Origin of the sequence: Octadecabacter arcticus 238 (assembly GCF_000155735.2) — a bacterium.
Classification (GTDB): Bacteria; Pseudomonadota; Alphaproteobacteria; order Rhodobacterales; family Rhodobacteraceae; genus Octadecabacter; species Octadecabacter arcticus.
In genome coordinates this window covers 4,886,120-4,902,786 of record NC_020908.1, presented here as the reverse complement: position 1 = coordinate 4,902,786, position 16,667 = coordinate 4,886,120, and the positions used below count along the sequence as shown (strand labels likewise).

The 16,667-nt window shown below is 55.4% G+C and carries 11 protein-coding genes and 1 pseudogene; 10 read left to right on the top strand and 2 right to left on the bottom strand.

Annotation, left to right across the window (positions count from 1 at the left end; translation table 11 throughout):
* Position 1 precedes the first annotated feature (1 nt).
* From OA238_RS25325 to OA238_RS25315, 3 genes are read left to right on the top strand one after another with little or no spacing between them, the layout of a single operon-like run.
* Positions 2–1,834, top strand: a complete 1,833-nt coding sequence (locus tag OA238_RS25325; protein WP_015497386.1) for a glycosyltransferase — start codon at positions 2–4, stop codon at positions 1,832–1,834.
* On the top strand, positions 1,818–3,149 hold the full coding sequence (locus OA238_RS25320) for a DUF3131 domain-containing protein (protein ID WP_015497385.1): 1,332 nt from the start codon (positions 1,818–1,820) through the stop codon (positions 3,147–3,149). The genes OA238_RS25325 and OA238_RS25320 overlap by 17 nt, the downstream gene beginning before the upstream one ends.
* Positions 3,146–3,847 carry a peptidoglycan-binding domain-containing protein gene (locus tag OA238_RS25315; protein WP_015497384.1) on the top strand — a complete coding sequence of 234 codons (702 nt, stop codon included), beginning with the start codon at positions 3,146–3,148 and terminating at the stop codon, positions 3,845–3,847. Before OA238_RS25320 ends, OA238_RS25315 begins: the two co-directional genes overlap by 4 nt.
* A 262-nt stretch (positions 3,848–4,109) precedes the next feature.
* Here the strand turns inward: OA238_RS25315 and OA238_RS25310 are convergent, their stop codons facing one another.
* Positions 4,110–4,823 carry an IS6 family transposase gene (locus OA238_RS25310; protein WP_015497383.1) on the bottom strand — a complete coding sequence of 238 codons (714 nt, stop codon included), beginning with the start codon at positions 4,821–4,823 and terminating at the stop codon, positions 4,110–4,112.
* Between the two features lie 60 nt (positions 4,824–4,883).
* Between OA238_RS25310 and OA238_RS25305 the strand changes: the two are divergent.
* Positions 4,884–5,933, top strand: a pseudogene (locus OA238_RS25305) (dihydrodipicolinate synthase family protein); the annotation flags it as partial.
* Positions 5,934–5,941: 8 nt separating this feature from the next.
* A complete protein-coding gene (locus OA238_RS25300; RefSeq protein WP_015497382.1) occupies positions 5,942–6,790 on the top strand; it encodes a sugar phosphate isomerase/epimerase family protein in 849 nt (282 codons plus the stop codon).
* Between the two features lie 469 nt (positions 6,791–7,259).
* On the opposite strand, the gene OA238_RS25295 is transcribed toward OA238_RS25300, so the two are convergent.
* Positions 7,260–10,562: a DEAD/DEAH box helicase gene (locus OA238_RS25295; RefSeq protein WP_015497381.1), complete on the bottom strand. Its 3,303-nt coding sequence runs from the start codon at positions 10,560–10,562 to the stop codon at positions 7,260–7,262.
* A gap of 803 nt (positions 10,563–11,365) precedes the next feature.
* On the opposite strand from OA238_RS25295, the gene OA238_RS25290 reads away from it, so the two are divergent.
* The 5 genes from OA238_RS25290 (at position 11,366) to OA238_RS25270 (ending at position 16,643) form a co-directional block, all read left to right on the top strand.
* A complete protein-coding gene (locus tag OA238_RS25290) occupies positions 11,366–12,235 on the top strand; it encodes a beta-keto acid cleavage family enzyme (RefSeq protein WP_015497380.1) in 870 nt (289 codons plus the stop codon).
* An 11-nt stretch (positions 12,236–12,246) separates the two neighbouring features.
* On the top strand, positions 12,247–12,675 hold the full coding sequence (locus OA238_RS25285) for a glutathione S-transferase family protein (RefSeq protein WP_015497379.1): 429 nt from the start codon (positions 12,247–12,249) through the stop codon (positions 12,673–12,675).
* On the top strand, positions 12,672–14,333 hold the full coding sequence (locus OA238_RS25280) for a sulfatase-like hydrolase/transferase (RefSeq protein ID WP_015497378.1): 1,662 nt from the start codon (positions 12,672–12,674) through the stop codon (positions 14,331–14,333). The genes OA238_RS25285 and OA238_RS25280 overlap by 4 nt, the downstream gene beginning before the upstream one ends.
* Before the next feature lie 117 nt (positions 14,334–14,450).
* On the top strand, positions 14,451–16,064 hold the full coding sequence (locus OA238_RS25275; protein ID WP_015497377.1) for a bifunctional 3-(3-hydroxy-phenyl)propionate/3-hydroxycinnamic acid hydroxylase: 1,614 nt from the start codon (positions 14,451–14,453) through the stop codon (positions 16,062–16,064).
* Positions 16,065–16,109: 45 nt separating this feature from the next.
* The gene (locus OA238_RS25270) at positions 16,110–16,643 is read left to right on the top strand and encodes a TRAP transporter small permease (protein ID WP_015497376.1); all 534 of its coding nucleotides are present in this window, start codon (positions 16,110–16,112) and stop codon (positions 16,641–16,643) included.
* The last annotated feature ends 24 nt before the right edge of the window (positions 16,644–16,667 follow it).

Below are 16,667 nucleotides of genomic sequence, written 5' to 3'. Positions count from 1 at the left end.
CATGGCCGACTATTTTTCCAAATACGAGAACCGCGTTCCGCCCCCGCCCCTGCCCTATTCCGCCGCGCGTGAGTTGCTGTGGCAATTCCTCGCGGTGGTCGCGTTGGTCGTTGGGGCTTGGTACATCTGGTGGCGTTGGACGGCGTCGTTGAACACCGAAGCCCTGTGGTTTGCCATTCCACTGGTCTTAGCCGAAAGCTTTGCATATTTTGGGATGCTGCTGTTTGTCTTCAACCTCTGGAAAGACGAACCTATCGAGATTTTGGATTCGCCCGCGTCCCTGTCAGACATTGCCCCCAATCACCCCGACGGCCCGCGCAAACTGTTCGTAGACGTGATGTTCGCCACGTACAATGAAGACCCAGAACTCGTTAGGTTGGGTATTCGTGACGCGCAGAAAATTACTTACCCCCACCCGATCAATATCCGGATTCACGTTCTGGATGACGGGCGGCGCGCGGAGATGCGTATGGTCGCCGAAGCAGAGGGCGTGAATTATATTTCACGCACGAGCAATGAGGGATTTAAAGCCGGCAATTTGCGCCATGCAATGGAACAAACCTCTGGCGATTTGCTGGTCATTTGTGACGCCGACACGCGGCCCTTTCCAACCATTCTGGAAAACACGTTAGGCTATTTCAGAGACCCGAAAATGGCTTGGGTACAAACCCCGCAATGGTTCTATGACCTTCCCGAAGGTGAGGCACTGCACGTCGCCCTGAAACGTCGGCTTGGATCAGGCGCAGGCATATTTGGGTGCTTCATTGAGAAGATTGTCGGACCAATCCAAACTAGAACCGATCCCTTCGTGAGTGACCCCAAGATGTTTTATGACATAATCCAACGCCGCAGGAATTGGGCCAATGCCTCGTTTTGCTGTGGGGCTGGGTCAATCCACCGCCGCGAGGCCGTAATGGAAGTGGCGCTGCGCAGTTTCGGCGCCAAGGTTGAGACCCGCACCCATTCCACCGAGGAGGTCATCACCGTAACCAGCAAAGAAACGCTGATCGCACCCGAACTGATGGACGCCATCCGCACACAAGCCGCCGTGACCGAGATTTTGATGCCCTACCGCTTCCACGTCTCCGAGGATATATACACATCCATCGTCATGCATTCGGATCGCGAACGCGGCTGGAAATCGAAGATGCATCCGATCGCCGAAAGCAAGATGCTGTCGCCGCAGGATCTTTTGACGTGGACGGTGCAACGCTACAAATATGCCGGTGGAAGTCTTGATATCTTGATCAATGACAACCCGCTGTTTCGGCGCGGTTTGACGTTTCCACAGCGGGTCATGTACGCGACGACGTTCTATTCCTACCTCGCACCGATCTGGAATATGATTTTTCTCGTCGCACCCATCGTTTATTTGTTTTCGGGCATATCGCCCGTGTCCGCATATTCAGCTGACTTCTTTTGGCACCTCATACCCTTCTTGGTGACCCTAGAATTGGCGATGATGGTGGGCACATGGGGGGTGCCCGGTTACGCCGCCAAGGCCAGTTATTTGTCGTTCTTCCCACTCGGCATGCGCGCAATCATGTCTGTCATTCGTGGCCAACAGATTTCATTTAAAGTCACACCAAAAGTGCGTCAATCCGGCAATTTCCTAGCCCTTGTGAAGCCACAGATCGCGATTGTGGTGCTCACTACGCTGGCTACAATTTGGGCCATTGGTTCACTGACGTTTGGCACCACGCCACATTCCGCAACAGGCGTCGTTTCAAACGTTTTTTGGGGGTTTAACAACTGTCTCGCGATGGCAGGCATCATTGGTGCAGCACTTTGGCTGCCCGACGCCAACGAGGGAGGCAATGAAGATGAACTTTAAAGAGAATTTGATCAAGGCGCGAAGCCACATCATCTTTCTGGCCGCACTCGGGTGCGGACTGGCGTTGGTGACCGCAATCGACGGCAGGGCCGAAACCCCAGATCAATCACAAGGAACCGGGTCGCAGATGGCATTGTTTGAGGACGTCACACCGCTGCCACTGGCCATCGTGGGGACATCAACACCGCAGGATCTGGAGTATGCGCGCATCGCTTGGCGCTACTTCCAAAACAATACCGATGCCAAAACAGGCCTCGTGAATTCAACGGACAATTACCCGTCTACAACCATGTGGGAAACGGGATCCTATTTCGTTGCCGTTATCTCGGCCAACCGCCTTGGAGTGATAGAACGCGACGAAGCAGTGGCGCGTATCGGTTTGGCGTTAGACACCTTGAATGCGCTGCGCTTGTTCGACGATCGGTTGCCCAACAAGGCGTATAACGTACGCACTGGCGACTTGGTCAATTACGCGAACCAACCGGTGGAACGCGGGCTTGGCTGGTCGGCCCTTGATATCGCACGCATGATCGCCACTTTAGGTCATATTGAGGCGAACTACCCTGATCTTACGCCCAAAACCGCGCGCCTAATCGAACGTTGGGATCTGTCCGCAATGGTCGAAGACGGGCAGTTGATCGGCGGCAACATCGTTAATGACACCCTGCGTCGTGACCAAGAAGGCCGTGTCGGCTATGAACAATATGCGGCCAAGGCGATGATGTTGTTCGGGTTTGATATGTACCGCGCTTACAATGCTGAAGCCAAACTGATGGTCAAGGATGTTGAGGGCCAACCGATCCCTGTCGATTCCCGGCTACATCGCAACGTGACGCCAGCATTTACAGTCAGCGAACCCTATCTGTTTGACGGCCTAGAATTTGGTTTTGATGCGCGTTCCTTGCGTTTTGCGACCGCCATTTATAATGCCCAAGAGGCACGACACAGCGAAACCGGTATCCTGACGGCTGTCAGCGAGTCCCATATCGATGTCGCCCCTTACTTCATTTACTCGTCCGTTTGGGGCGGCGGGGCACCATGGGCTGTGATGACGTTCCAAGGGGACAGACTGGACAGCCGTCGCACGGTGACAACGAAGGCTTCGTTTGCGTGGGACGCCCTGTTCGGCACGGATTACACCCGTGAATTGATGGATGTGATTGCCCCCCTAGGTGATCCAGAACGCGGCTGGCCCGAAGGGATTTACGAGATTGATGGGTCCACGAACACGTCTGTTACTGTGAACACCAACGCTGTTGTCTTGGCCTCTTTGGCATTTCGCGCCAATGGCCCCTTGATCAGGGTCGCCCCTTGAAACGACTGATCACACTATGTCTGATGTCTCAATTTTGCATAGCCAATGGCGTGATCGCATCCCCTTGTGTGTCTGATACTTTCGACCGCCCGCTTCCGGGTGCGACAGATGTCGTGTCTTTCGTGACCGATGTGGCGTCTGTTCAATTCCCTGCCTTCTGGCAGCAGGGCAACATCGGAGGTTTTACCTACAAGATTTTCGCGAACGGTGAGGGTGTTTTGCGCCCCACGCTCGCAGCCCAAGACTGGAGCATTGAAATGTCGTGTGACAGGCTAACGCAGGTCTGCGATTTCAATCCCGAAGGCGCGCCACCTGACGAAGCGGTCAGGATCGCCGGTGTCGTTGGGCAATGTCTGATCCGCGCAGATGTTGTTGAAACGGATTTCATGCCGCCAGCGGTGCCAGAGCCAATGGACGACGTGTCCGCAGACATCGCAGACCTACCCGACGCGCTGCCGACCCCAGACATTGCGCCCAATTCACCGTGCGGTCTCGCACTTGTAGGCGAGGCCACGGACGAGGCTGTGATGCAAAGGTTGTTGTTGATGGTCGGATCAGACCCGGGTCCGATTGATGGCTTCTTAGGGCCAAAAACATTTGCCGCTATGGATGATTTCTTTGAAGATTCTGGATGGAACACGTCAACCACCGACGTCATCACGTTGTTAGACAAGCTGCATTGCGAACGCGTCCAGTAGCATGCCGACGGGGCCAAACCGTATTGGTCTTGTCGCGCTTACGTTCCAGTCTCTGAAGCTGTTCACCTCCCGCACAAACTAAACGTCAGTATGTCCTACTGCGGCCTTCGACTTATATTGAGCTAACTTTAGTGTCCGCAAACCAAACGAACCATGTCACCATGCTTTCAAGGGGCCGTGTTGCATGGATCATGCGGGCATATCCAATGAGGGTATCGTCAAGTTATTGCCTCCAAGCCGCAATGGGGGTCACCGGTCTGTTTTACCCTGCCTTTAGCTCACACGTGATGTCGTCCCATATGCTGTGAGTATCTGAGCGAGATTGCCGATAGGCAGGGGCGGATAGTTTGTGGCGGCGAGGGCGAAAGATTGTTTGGACCTGATCATGTACGGACAGAAATCGTTGCGCTTGGCGGGGTGATTTGAACCTCCCCATTATCTTCTCTCGTCGCCGGGTGGGCCTGTGCGAAACTTCCGCTCGATTATTCAATCCCTTGTGGGCACGATGGTCGATACCAGGCGCCAGTTTCCGGAGGGCCGCCCCATAACTTCCCAGTTTGTCGGTAACAAGGACGCGCGGTTGACCGTATTGCTTGAACAATTTGCGAAAGAAACGGTCTGCTGCCTTTGTATTGCGGCGTGACTGTACAAGAATATCCAGCACGTCACCCTTGCTATCAACAGCGCGCCAAAGCCAATACTTTTTGCCACGGATTGTGATCACTACCTCGTCGAGATGCCACTTATCCGATGGTGCAGGCCGATCACGGCGTATGACTTTGGCATATTGGTGGCCAAATTTTCCAACCCATGACCTGATTGTTTCATAACTGACGATCACACCGCGCTTGTATAAAAGGTCCTCGACATCGCGAAAGCTCATCGGAAAACGAAAGTATGCCCATACAGCGTAGGAAATAATTTCAGGCGGGAAACGATGTCCCTTAAAGGCCCCGGATTGTTTGGCTTTTGTCATATGGTTTCGTACGATTGAGAAAGACCCCCGTCAACTTGACGATACCAGGACAGCACACGTGTCGTTTATTCGGCGGCGCATGTTGTGGCTGACCCGTTCTCTGACAGCGCGTCTATGGGATTGCCCTGCATTGATTGGGACAAAACAATGGCGTTCCGGCACCATCTGGCTGATCTGGGGTTGGGCATCGCAGAGGCGATGGATACAGCGCAGCGCGGAATGGAGCTGGATTGGTCACAGAGCCTTGACCTGATCCGTCGCACAAAGGCGGACCTACCAGATGCACTTGTTGCAAATGGATGCGGAACGGACCACTTGGCTGACACAGAAGCTCATTCACTTGAGGACGTCAGACGCGCATATCTCGAACAGGTCGAGGCCATCCAAAACGCCGGTGGACGGATCATCCTGATGGCAAGCCGCGCCCTCGCACGTGCTGCAAATCGTGCCGAGGACTATATCTCGATTTACAACGACGTGCTGGCCGCATGTGATGAGCCGGTCATCCTACACTGGCTTGGCGACATGTTTGATCCCGCACTTGCTGGCTACTGGGGCGCGGATAGCTTTGAAGATGCATTGCCAACCGTTTTGGAGATTATTGCCACGAATGAGGCAAAGGTAGACGGGATCAAGATATCCCTTCTGGATGCATCCAAAGAAATCACGATGCGGCAGCAGCTACCTACAACGGTGCGGATGTATACTGGTGATGATTTCAATTACCCCGAACTGATCGGCGGTGACGGTGACGCGTTCAGCCATGCTCTACTTGGCATTTTTGACCCGCTAGCTAATCACGCCGCATCTGCCATCTTGGCCCTCAACACAGGGGATGCGGCGAAGTTCCGTGCGATCCTTGATCCCACCGTACCGCTCGCGCGGCATATTTTTTGCGCGCCTACACGGCACTACAAAACCGGCGTCGTTTTCCTCGCATGGCTAAACGGACATCAAGATCACTTTAAGATGCTGGGTGGTTCTGAAGCTATGCGCGCCCTGCCCTATTTTGTAGACTGCTTTAAGCTTGCGGATGAATGTGGCGCGCTTTCCAATCCCGATCTCGCGTGCAAACGCATGGGTCACCTGCTGAAACTCTACGGGGTCTAATCTGAAACATGCGTGATTTTTCTGCCGATACATCTGCTCTCTCGCTGAACACCGCAACTCTTGGTCATAACCTTGATGGCCACGGCGCAGGTTGGCCCGTCGAGCGTGTCATTGATGCATGTGCCAAGCATGGACTCGGAGGTATCACATTCTGGCGTCGCGAAATCGGGGCTCGCGCAGTCGAAATTGGCGACCGCGTCCGGGCTGCAGGCATGGAGGTCACTGGCTTGTGCCGCACCCCTTATCTGGTTGGCTCTGAACTACCCCCCCACTGGCTGGATGAAGCCAAAGCAAGCATCGACATGACCGCAGGCCTTGGTGCATCTGTTCTAACAATCGTGACCGGTGGTACTGAACCGAGAACAAAAGGTGTGCTGGAAACCCAGAAAATTCTGGCAGAACGCGTCTCGCAGATGACGGAATACGCAGCTGATCGGGACGTGGATCTTGCGCTAGAGCCGCTGAACCCGATGTTTGGTGGGAACCGAACCTGCATCATGACGGTGCGTGATGCGTTGCGCATCTGCGATATGGTTGGCGCCGACAATCTTGGTGTCGCAGTCGATGTCTACCACGTCTGGTGGGACAGTGACCTGCGGGCAAGCTGCGCCGAAGCTGGCGACAAAATCTTCGGATATCATCTTTGCGACTGGCTCGAAAACACCGGCGACATGCTACTGGATCGCGGCATGATGGGCGACGGCGTCGCTGATCTAAGGGACATCCGCTCTTGCGTGGAAGACGCCGGTTACAGCGGCTTCTGCGAGGTCGAGATTTTCTCGGTTCAAAAGTGGTGGAAGCGAAGCCCAGAAGATATTTTGAAAGTTATCGTAGACAGATTCAAAGAACATTGCTGAACGATAGATATTGCCAGTAAAGCAGCCCTTGGTAGCTGTCGCAGCGAAATGTCACTTTGTCCGCACAGCAGGCCGCTATGCAAAGCGCAGCGAAAGTCCGCAATCCGCCCTTCGTGCCGAATGCTGCATCTGCGATGCTCGACTGGTAACGTTTGATGCAAGCTTATGACCAAAAGCTCGCATGAGGGCGGCTTGCAGGAGACGATTGGGGATATCCGATTTTGGCCTGATAAGTGTTTATTTTGGGTGTGCCCTCGACATGATGTGTTCATTATTTAGAAATCGGCCCAAAGTGAACACAAAAGTGGCTTGTTTCAGTGTTCATCCGCGCCGTCACCACGGGTATACACTAAGTGACATGATCGGCCCTAAGCTGCCGCTCGTCGGTAGATCTGACGCTGCACCGCAGCTTCGCCAGGCCGGTCATTCGAGGTAGCCATTGTAAGATAGGAATCCAGCTGACTAGATATCAAATCTTGCTCCCAAAAAACACCGTCAAATCGTCTTCGGTCAACCCCATTGGCCCACCGCTAGTGCCTTCAAACAGCGCATCCGCCAATGCCTGTTTTCGTGCTTGCATGTTTTGAATGGCGCTCTCGACTGTTCCCTCTGTGTAAAGGCGATACACAAAAACTGGCTTGTCTTGGCCAATTCGGTGAGCACGGTCCATGGCCTGACGCTCGACTGCGGGGTTCCACCAGGGATCATATAAAATGACGGTATCTGCGGCCGTCAGGTTCAACCCTGTGCCCCCTGCCTTTAAGCTGATCAGGAAAACCTGAGCGTCGCCAGATTGAAATTTGTCAATTTCGCTGGAGCGATCCCGCGTTTGGCCGTGTAGCATCGCGTAGGACCATCCGCGTGACTGGACTTCGCTTTCGATCAGTCGAAGCATCTCGACAAACTGCGAAAAAATCAAAACCTTTCGACCTTCGCTCATGAGTTCTTCCATAATTTCCATGAGACGCGAAAACTTTGCACTCTCCTTCACCTTGGCGGCAGCATCCAGTTTGACCAGTCTTGGATCACAACAAACCTGCCGCAACTTAAGCAGAGCGTCCAACACCGTTATGCGTGACCCGGCCAGGCCTTTTTTGGCAAGCGCTTCGCGAACGCGGGCATCCATGGCGCTGCGTACACTTTCATATAGAGCGGCTTGTTTGCCGGTGAGGGTAATCACTTCATCAATAATGGTTTTTGGCGGCAGGTCATCGGCCACCTCGTCCTTTGTGCGGCGCAAGAGGAAAGGTTTAACCCGGCTAGATAATAGTCGTTGTCGCGCTTGATCCCCTTTTTGCTCAATGGGTTTGCGATATTCAGAAGCAAAGCTTTTCCGGTCCCCCAAGAATCCTGGAATGAGCCAGTCATATAACGCCCACAATTCAGTCAGATTATTTTCGACCGGTGTCCCAGTTAGCGCAATGCGTTGGCGTGCCTTGATATCTCGAATGCGCTTTGCCACGTTGGAGGCGGGGTTTTTGACGGCCTGAGCCTCATCCAAAATCGCCAGATCAAACTCATTGGCGAACAACTTTTCATGGTCACGATTGATCAGAGGATATGTAGTGATCACAAGATCAGAATCCGCAATGCGTTCCATTCGTTCGTGGCGATCTGCACCGTGCAGGGTCAGCAGCTTTAGGTCAGGGGCAAAGCGTTTGGCTTCGGTTTGCCAGTTAGAAATCAAGCTTGTCGGAACCACGAGCAAGCTCGGGCGATCAGATTTGTTTTCAATGTGACGGTTGGCCATTAGGGCAAGGGTTTGAACCGTTTTTCCAAGTCCCATATCATCGGCGAGAATACCGCCAAACCCGTTATCACTTAGAGCCTTGAGCCAGCCATAGCCGATCCGTTGATAGGGGCGCAGTTCTGCGTTCAAGCTTGCGGGGATATCTTCATCAGGGATCGTCGCCAAGTTTTGCAGACGCTTGCCTAGTTCCAACAGTTCTGGGCCGCCCTGCCATTTTGCGCCGCATCCATCCAGTGCTTCGACTAATTGCAGGGCGCGGCCTGCCTCTGCTTGGTGGAAACGTGTCATTCCCTGTATTTCAAGAAAAGCTTCCACAAACCCGATTAGTTTTGTGCCCCCAATTGGCACCAATGTTCCGTTTGGCAAGCTTTGATACAGGACGACATTTGATAAGTAACTTTCCAAGTCGAACCCGTCGGGTAATGCCCCAAATTCGTCAAGCGGCAGTGAGGCGATGATCTGCATAATTGTTGGCGTTACATCAAGTGCGGTCCCATCCACATCAAGCTGCAAGCCCAGCGAGAACCAATCCTGCCCCGACGGTTCAATAACTGTCTGGAAGCTGGCATCACCTTCATAAAGTTGAACAGGCCAGCTCTTGTCGATCTCAATTCTCCAGCCCAACGCCCGAAGTATTGGCAGCCCTTCGGTCACAAACTCCAAGGCGTATGACGTGCTCTGCGGATCTTGTGCTGAAATCTGTGGAAAGATGACGCTGGCGTCTTTCATTGGTTTTGGAGCACGACCAGATAGTGCCACAAGATCGGGATGATAGCCTTCGAATTCTTCAGCAGTCATTTCAAGCTGCTGGACCAACCTCGTTTCTTCTTCAAAGTCACGCCGGACGATGCTGATCTCACCCCTAGTTTGGGAACGGATATCGGCCCCTTCGCCGGGTTCCAAGACCCTGCCATCTTCGCCATATGTTACATGGGAGCCAATGCAGGGGTAGATGACCTCTTGAGGTGCCCCCGTGGCGCGCCATCCATAAGATTGGTGCCTCTCCTGTCGCTTATGCCCAAACAATCTGATGTTCATTGTTGGCCGTAAATCCGTGACTTCGTTGACAGTAACGGGCTTAGGCTTTGGAATGCCTTCTGCGTGGGCGGTCAAAATTTCAGACACTGTATCGACGGCTTCTGCCGGGATCGTTGGCGCGGCCGCCAGGGCGTTCAGGGTCTCGGCTGGCATATCAGTCTCTACAAAACCAATGACGCCAGCTTCTGCGTCAACAAAGACGGGGTCTGGAAAGGGCAGAAGAACAAGGGTGCGCCCATCAGGGTCGATGGTTGAAAGCGTCTGATCACCCTGTGCGTCAAGTTGCCATTGAAACGTAATATGTCTGGGTTCGGACCACTTTAATCGTGGGCCATAGATTGTTTCCGCTTTAGCACGACCGGTTGCAACGATCTGTTGAAGTAGCGTGCCAAGCGCCTCCCCTTGCGGCCAATTATAAGTGGGCGGATAGCTGTTGGTCGACAGATATCTCAGTTGCGCAAAGATAATAGCATCTTCAATGGTTGTGCCCGACGGTGCATAAGACAGACTATAGTTCCCACTATACTCTTGGGTGTTTTTTCCAATGCTGCCGTCTTTCTTTACGTAGGCTTTGCAGGGCGTTATCTCTGCCAACCCTCTATTATTTCGCCGAAAAACAAAAAATGTCTGATCACTCGAAGTTTTGGGTGCCATCGGAGTTGGGGAATACGAACCTGTGACACTTAAACGATCAAGCCAAGTGCTCACGGGGCCCGGCAGATTTGCCTTGGTGCGCGCCTGAGGGTGGTTGGGACTTTTCGTTGCCGTGGGCGTCTGAAGAACATCAACTTGCGACTGAGCCGCGTCCAACAAGACCGCCGCTACGTGCTTGCAGTTATACCCAATCGGACATGAACAATGCCCATCAACCTGCGACAAGCGGCCATCTGGAGCTCGGCCCAACGTCGCATGAACCGAATAGATCCGCCCCCCGGACCCTGCGACGCTGCCGACGATGCGATCTTCCACATCGAAACGAGACATCAGGACCTTTCTGTCTGAAAAATATGAAGCTCCACGTTTGTAATAAGCGGGGTTATCAATCACCCGGGAGATGTCTGATCGCGTAATATTCATGCGCCAACATTTCTGGTGTAAAATGGAGATGGTCAAGCAAAACTGTCGCAAATCCTAGTGTCTGCTTTACTCCTAGTCCTCAGATTCTGTTTGCAGGTGCAGCGAATGTCGGCAAACCGCCCTTGGTGTCGATCGCTGCAGTGCGGCAAGCATCGTGAACCCCTGCCCTAGCAGTTAAAAACCGCCCAACGTTTCGCACCGGAAATATGCACCTGCCAGATCACCTTGATTTTATGACCAGGATGAGTTGTTGCAAATATCATGAATTTCGCAACGATCGCCTCGATCCACGATAGCAGTCGTTCGCGCATCGTGCAGCGAACGACTGGAAGGAACCCTCTTTACCAAATGCTGTGCTGCAGCAACTCGCGCAGGCAAAAAAATCAGGCGTGTCGCGATCGTCCCAAACCGGACCTTCATTAAGGTCTCTGGTGCTGCACTGCAGTCAAGAACCATTCTGTTTACGAAAGCAGCATGTCGGATTTCAACATCGATAATTTTCGCCGCAGACAATAAGCGATAAGAAATCACAACTCACTCAAGACCGCTTACTGGTCGCCATATGTCTGACTTACAGCGTGGTAGTAGAAGGACATTTTTTTATGCCACATTTGACTGCTGTCTAACAGGTGGACAGGATTTTATTCTTCCTGTGTTCGCGTCTTCGCGCGCGAGACAATTGCTCAGTTCCACTTATCGGAGGCACGCGATTGTCAGCCTTATTTCTTACCGCAGCGTTGCTGGGCAACTTCTCGACGCGTGCGCAGAACGCGAACCTGCCGGTTACCCCGCAGGAAATTGCACGCGATGCGCTGGCTTCGGCGCAGGCGGGGGCGGCGATTGTGCATATTCATGTGCGTGATCCAGCAACTGAATTGCCATCAATGGACACCGCACTCTATCGCGAGGTGGTGGACCGGATCCGGGACAAGAATGACGATCTGATTATCAATCTGACCACCGGCAATGGCGGACGCTATGATCCGTCGGCGGCAGACCCTGCGATTGCCGGCCCCAAGACCAACCTTCTAATGCCTGATGACAGGGTGCAGCATATTCTGGCGATAAGGCCGGACATCGCTACGCTGGATCTAAACACGATGGTTTTCGGCGAGGAGGTGGTTATCAACACACTGCCCTCGATCCGGCGCATGGGCACGCTGATCCAGGAGGCTGGGGTTCGCCCCGAGATCGAATTGTTCGACAGCGGTGACGTGGCGATCCTTAATACGCTGATGGCAGAGGCCTTCTTCAAGGAGCCTCCGCTGTGTTCGATCGTGACCGGCGTAAGGTTCGGTTTCGTGCCGCTGCCAGAGACGCTGCTTTACGCGCGGGGCCTGCTGCCGCGCAATGCGATCTGGACGGGCTTCGGGACAGGCGCGATGGCCTTTCCGATGGTGGCGCAATCTGCCCTTCTGGGCGGAAATATCCGCATCGGGATGGAAGATGCAATCTGGCTGTCAAAAGGCGTCAAGGCACCGTCCAACCGCGCGATGGTCGAAAAGGCGGCGCGGATCGTTGATGAACTTGGATTTGATCTGGAAACACCACGCCAGGTGCGTACCCGACTTGGCCTTTGAGGGGATCGCCTGTGCTGACATTCTATCATTCACCGCAAAGCTGTTCTAATGGAATCCTGCTGCTGCTGCACGAGGTCGGCGCGGCGTTCGAGACCAGGATTGTCGACGTGCGCGCGGGCAATCAGCGTGGGGCGGCCTATCTGGCGCTGAACCCAAAGGGAAAGGTCCCTGCGCTGGGGCTGGACGGTCAGGCGGCGCTGAAGGCGCATGGCCGGGCGGAGGTAGTAAACGGGCTAAAGGTGTTGTCCGAAATGATGGCCGAGGCACCCTATCTGCTGGGGCGATTCAGCGTCGCAGATGCCGCCCTGTTCTATGTTCTGGACTGGACCGAACAGGACGGGGGATACGACCTGCCTGCCAATCCTCAAACGGATCAGAGCGCGCCCGGCCCACGCAGCCGCAGCGCCCCTCTTGTTACGGTAAGGAGGGCACAGAAATGACTGCAAAGAACATCCTTTTCATCATGTTCGATCAGCTGCGGTGGGACTACCTAAGCTGTTATGGCGCCCAGCATATCGAGACCCCCAACATCGACCGGCTTGCGCAAAAGGGTGTGCGGTTTACCCGTGCCTATGTGCAGGCGCCCCTTTGTGGTCCGTCGCGGATGTGTACCTATACGGGGCGGTACGTCCACAGCCACGGGGCCAGCTGGAACGGGACCCCCATGAAGGTGGGCGAGCAGACCATGGGCGATCATCTGCGCCGCGCCGGTATGGGCTGCTGGCTGGTGGGCAAGACTCACATGGCCGCAGACGCCGAAGGCATGGCCCGACTGGGCCTTGACCCCGACAGCATTATCGGCGCGCGGGTGGCGGAATGCGGATTTGATGTTTTCGAACGTGACGACGGGATGCGTGCCGTTGGCCCGGATGGGCCGCTGACGGAACCGGGCGGTCACGGCTATGACGCCTATCTGCAAGCGCGCGGCTATGACACGGAGAATCCGTGGCACGACCACGCCAATGCCAGTGTCGACGCGCAGGGCAATGTGCTGTCCGGTTGGTTCATGAAACACGCAGGCGAGGCCGCAAATATCGAGGAAGCCGATAGCGAGACGCCCTATCTCACACGCCGCGGGATCGACTTTATCAACAGTCGCGACGATGCCCCATGGCTGTGCCACCTGAGCTATATCAAGCCGCACTGGCCCTATATCGTCCCCGCACCCTACCACGACATATACGGCCCGCACGATGCGCCGCCGCCGAACCGCGCGCAGTCCGAGTTCGACAACGCCCATCCCGTGCTAAAGGCGCTGATGCGCAATTCGGTCGGCAAAGCTTTCGCCCGCGACGACGTGCGCAGTGCCGTGATCCCTGCCTACATGGGGCTGATCAAGCAATGCGACGACCAGATGGGCGTGCTTTTTGAATGGCTGGAACAGACGGGACGTATGGAGGATACGATGATCGTCGTCACCTCGGACCACGGCGATTTTCTGGGCGATCATTGGATGGGGGAAAAGACGTTCTTTCACGATGCCGCAGTCAAGGTGCCGTTGATTATCTATGATCCCTCCGCAGCGGCGGACGGCACGCGCGGGACCGTCTGCGATGAACTGGTGCAAGCGATCGACCTTGCGCCCACGTTTGTCGAGGTGGCAGGTGGGGATGTGGCGGATCATGTGCTTGAGGGCCAGTCGCTGCTGCCCTTGCTTTATGGCGAAACCGCTTGGGACCGCGACCGGGTGATCTGCGAATACGACTATGCCTCAACCCCGCTGGCGGACGCTCTGGGGCTATCGGTGCGTGAGGCGGTGATGTTCATGGTCGCTGACAAACGCTGGAAACTGATCCATTGCGAAGGCGGCCTTCGTCCCATTCTGTTCGACCTGAAAAACGACCCTGACGAATTGGTCGATCTGGCGGAAGTCCCCGACCACCACGATGTCATCGCGCAGATGTACGACAAGCTGCATGCGTGGACGCGCCGCATCGCCCAACGTACCACGCGGACCGAGGCGCAGTTGGTTGCATTGCGCACAACGCTGCGTCGGCGCGGCGTCGTGCTGGGCATCTACGACGAGAACGACACGGATCTGGAGCTGACCGTCGCCTACCGGGATCGCAAGGCGCAGGTGCGCAAGCAACCTTCCTGATCCACAACGGTCTGTCCACCTCGTGAACAGCCGGACGCAAGCAATGGACGGCGCAGTCTTGCCCAAGCCACAACAAGGCAGGTTGCGAAGCGTGAACGACACGGAAAGGTCCATCTGATGCCCCTCTACCCGACAGACATTCCGGTTGTAATCATTGGCGCTGGCCCGACGGGTCTGACAGCGGCAAATCTGCTAGCGGTCTACGGGATTGACTGTGTCGTTCTTGAACAGAACGAAGGTCCGATGAACCTTCCACGCGCCATTGTCCTTGACGATGAAGGCGCGCGCACGATGCAGGTTTTCGGCTTGGACAAGACCTACCTCAAGGACACGATGGAAGGCACCGGGTCGCGGTATTACGACGATGCGGGCAATTGCTTTGCCGAAACCGGACAAGGGCCGCGCACCTTCGGCTTTGCCAAGCGACAGTTCTTTTTCCAGCCCGAGTTGGAGGAAGCCCTTCGCGACGTGTTAGCCCAAAAGGTCCCCGGCACGCTACACTTCGGCGCGCAAGTGACGGATGTTTCAAACAGCGCCGATGATGCGCTTGTAACCGTGCGGGACGCGGAGGGGCAAAGCCATCAGATCCGTACGCAATGGGTGCTGGCCTGCGACGGCGGGCGCAGCCCGGTCCGCGAGCATCTGGGCATTGCCATGTCCGGCAATACCTACGAGGAAGACTGGATCGTTGTGGATACGGTAAACGATCCGGACACAACGCTGTATTCCAAGTTCTTTTGCAGTGGCTTCCGCCCCACCGTGAGCGTCCCCGCACCGCATGGCGGACGCCGCTACGAATTCATGTTGCTGGCCGGCGAGACCCGCAAACAGGTGCTGGAAGATGCTTTTCTCGAAGGTCTGGTAGCACCCTATCGGCCCTACCAGACCAAGGATATTTTACGCAAGACCGTTTACCGCTTTCATGCGCGCATGGCTGAACAGTTCCAGTCCGGCCGCACCCTGCTGATGGGGGATGCAGCTCATTTGACGCCGCCCTTCGCCGGGCAAGGGATGAACGCCGGACTGCGGGACGCACACAACGTCGCGTGGAAACTGGCGGCAATCTTGCTGGGCGGCGCGAATGCCGACATCATGCAAAGCTACGAGATTGAGCGGCGCAAGCCCGCTTGGGACATGATCCAACTGGCAGTTGCGATGGGCAGCATCGTGATGCCTGCGGGACGCGATCAGATCATGTTCCGCGATCTTATGATGCAGGCGCTTGATCCGTTTCCGGCGGTGAAAGACTGGCTGGTCCACATGCGGTTCAAGCCCAAGCCGAGCTACGCAGAGGGCTTGTTCCTCGACTTGGACACACCGGTGTTCGAGGCATCTCTGGTCGGAGAGATGATTCCTCAGCCCGATGTTACGGACTTTTATGTGACCGAGTTGCTGGATGACAAGATGGGGCCAGGATTCTGCCTGATCGCACAGAACGCTGCGGGCAGTGCAGCGCTGGCGTCTTTGGAGCGAACCAAACTGCTGGGTCTGCCGCTGACCAAGATCACGCTGGACACAATGGACCGCAATCTGCCGTCGGCCTTGCGTCCCGTGCAGCACCAGACGGCCAGACCACTGTTGACCCACCGCGATCAGATCATGATGATCCGGCCTGACCGCTACTGTGCGGCTGCGTTCTTTCCGAACGATCTGGAACGCGCTCTCGATCGCTACACTGGGATGATGGCAAGTTTACCGACAAAGGATCTGGGGGCGGTTGTCACGACCTGACAAGAAAGAATCACACGGCGAGGCGGCAAGGGAGGAGGAGACCCGATGCAACTTATCTGGAATCGGTCACAAGCGTTGGCGCGCGCTTTGACCTTGATCGGGTTTACCGGTCTGCTGGTCCTTGCGCTGATGACGACCTCGGACGTGCTGATGCGCTGGCTGTTCCAAGCCCCGCTGCAAGGTGTCAACGATGTCATTTCGGTCGTCATGGCGGTGGTGATTTCGGCCTGTATTCCGGCCAATCTGGCGATGAAGCAAAACATCCGTGTCGAGGTTTTCGGCGCGGTCGCTGGCCCTCGCCTGAAGGCGGCACTGGAAGCATTTTCAAGCTTGCTGACCTTCATCCTCATCGCACTCATCGCGTGGCAATTCGTGTCTTACGTCACCTCTCTCAAGGTAAACGGCGACCGCACATGGGTGCTGGGCTGGCAGGTCTGGCCATGGTGGAGCGCTGCAACCGCGATGCTGTGGCTGGCAGCTTTCGTGCAAGCGATGGTCCTGATCACCGACATCGCGTCACTCTTCAGTGGACCGGACGTTGATGCGCGGGCCAACGACGACACGTCTTCCCCGCTCTGACCGGGCAAAGACCCAAAGGAAACG

Coding starts and splice junctions, on each gene's coding strand:
- OA238_RS25320 (WP_015497385.1), top strand. CDS start 1,818: ATGAAGATGAACTTTAAAGAGAATTTGATCAAGGCGCGAAGCCACATC.
- OA238_RS25300 (WP_015497382.1), top strand. CDS start 5,942: ATGCGTGATTTTTCTGCCGATACATCTGCTCTCTCGCTGAACACCGCA.
- OA238_RS25295 (WP_015497381.1), bottom strand. CDS start 10,562: ATGTCTCGTTTCGATGTGGAAGATCGCATCGTCGGCAGCGTCGCAGGG.
- OA238_RS25275 (WP_015497377.1), top strand. CDS start 14,451: ATGCCCCTCTACCCGACAGACATTCCGGTTGTAATCATTGGCGCTGGC.
- OA238_RS25270 (WP_015497376.1), top strand. CDS start 16,110: ATGCAACTTATCTGGAATCGGTCACAAGCGTTGGCGCGCGCTTTGACC.
- OA238_RS25310 (WP_015497383.1), bottom strand. CDS start 4,823: ATGACAAAAGCCAAACAATCCGGGGCCTTTAAGGGACATCGTTTCCCG.
- OA238_RS25325 (WP_015497386.1), top strand. CDS start 2: ATGGCCGACTATTTTTCCAAATACGAGAACCGCGTTCCGCCCCCGCCC.
- OA238_RS25280 (WP_015497378.1), top strand. CDS start 12,672: ATGACTGCAAAGAACATCCTTTTCATCATGTTCGATCAGCTGCGGTGG.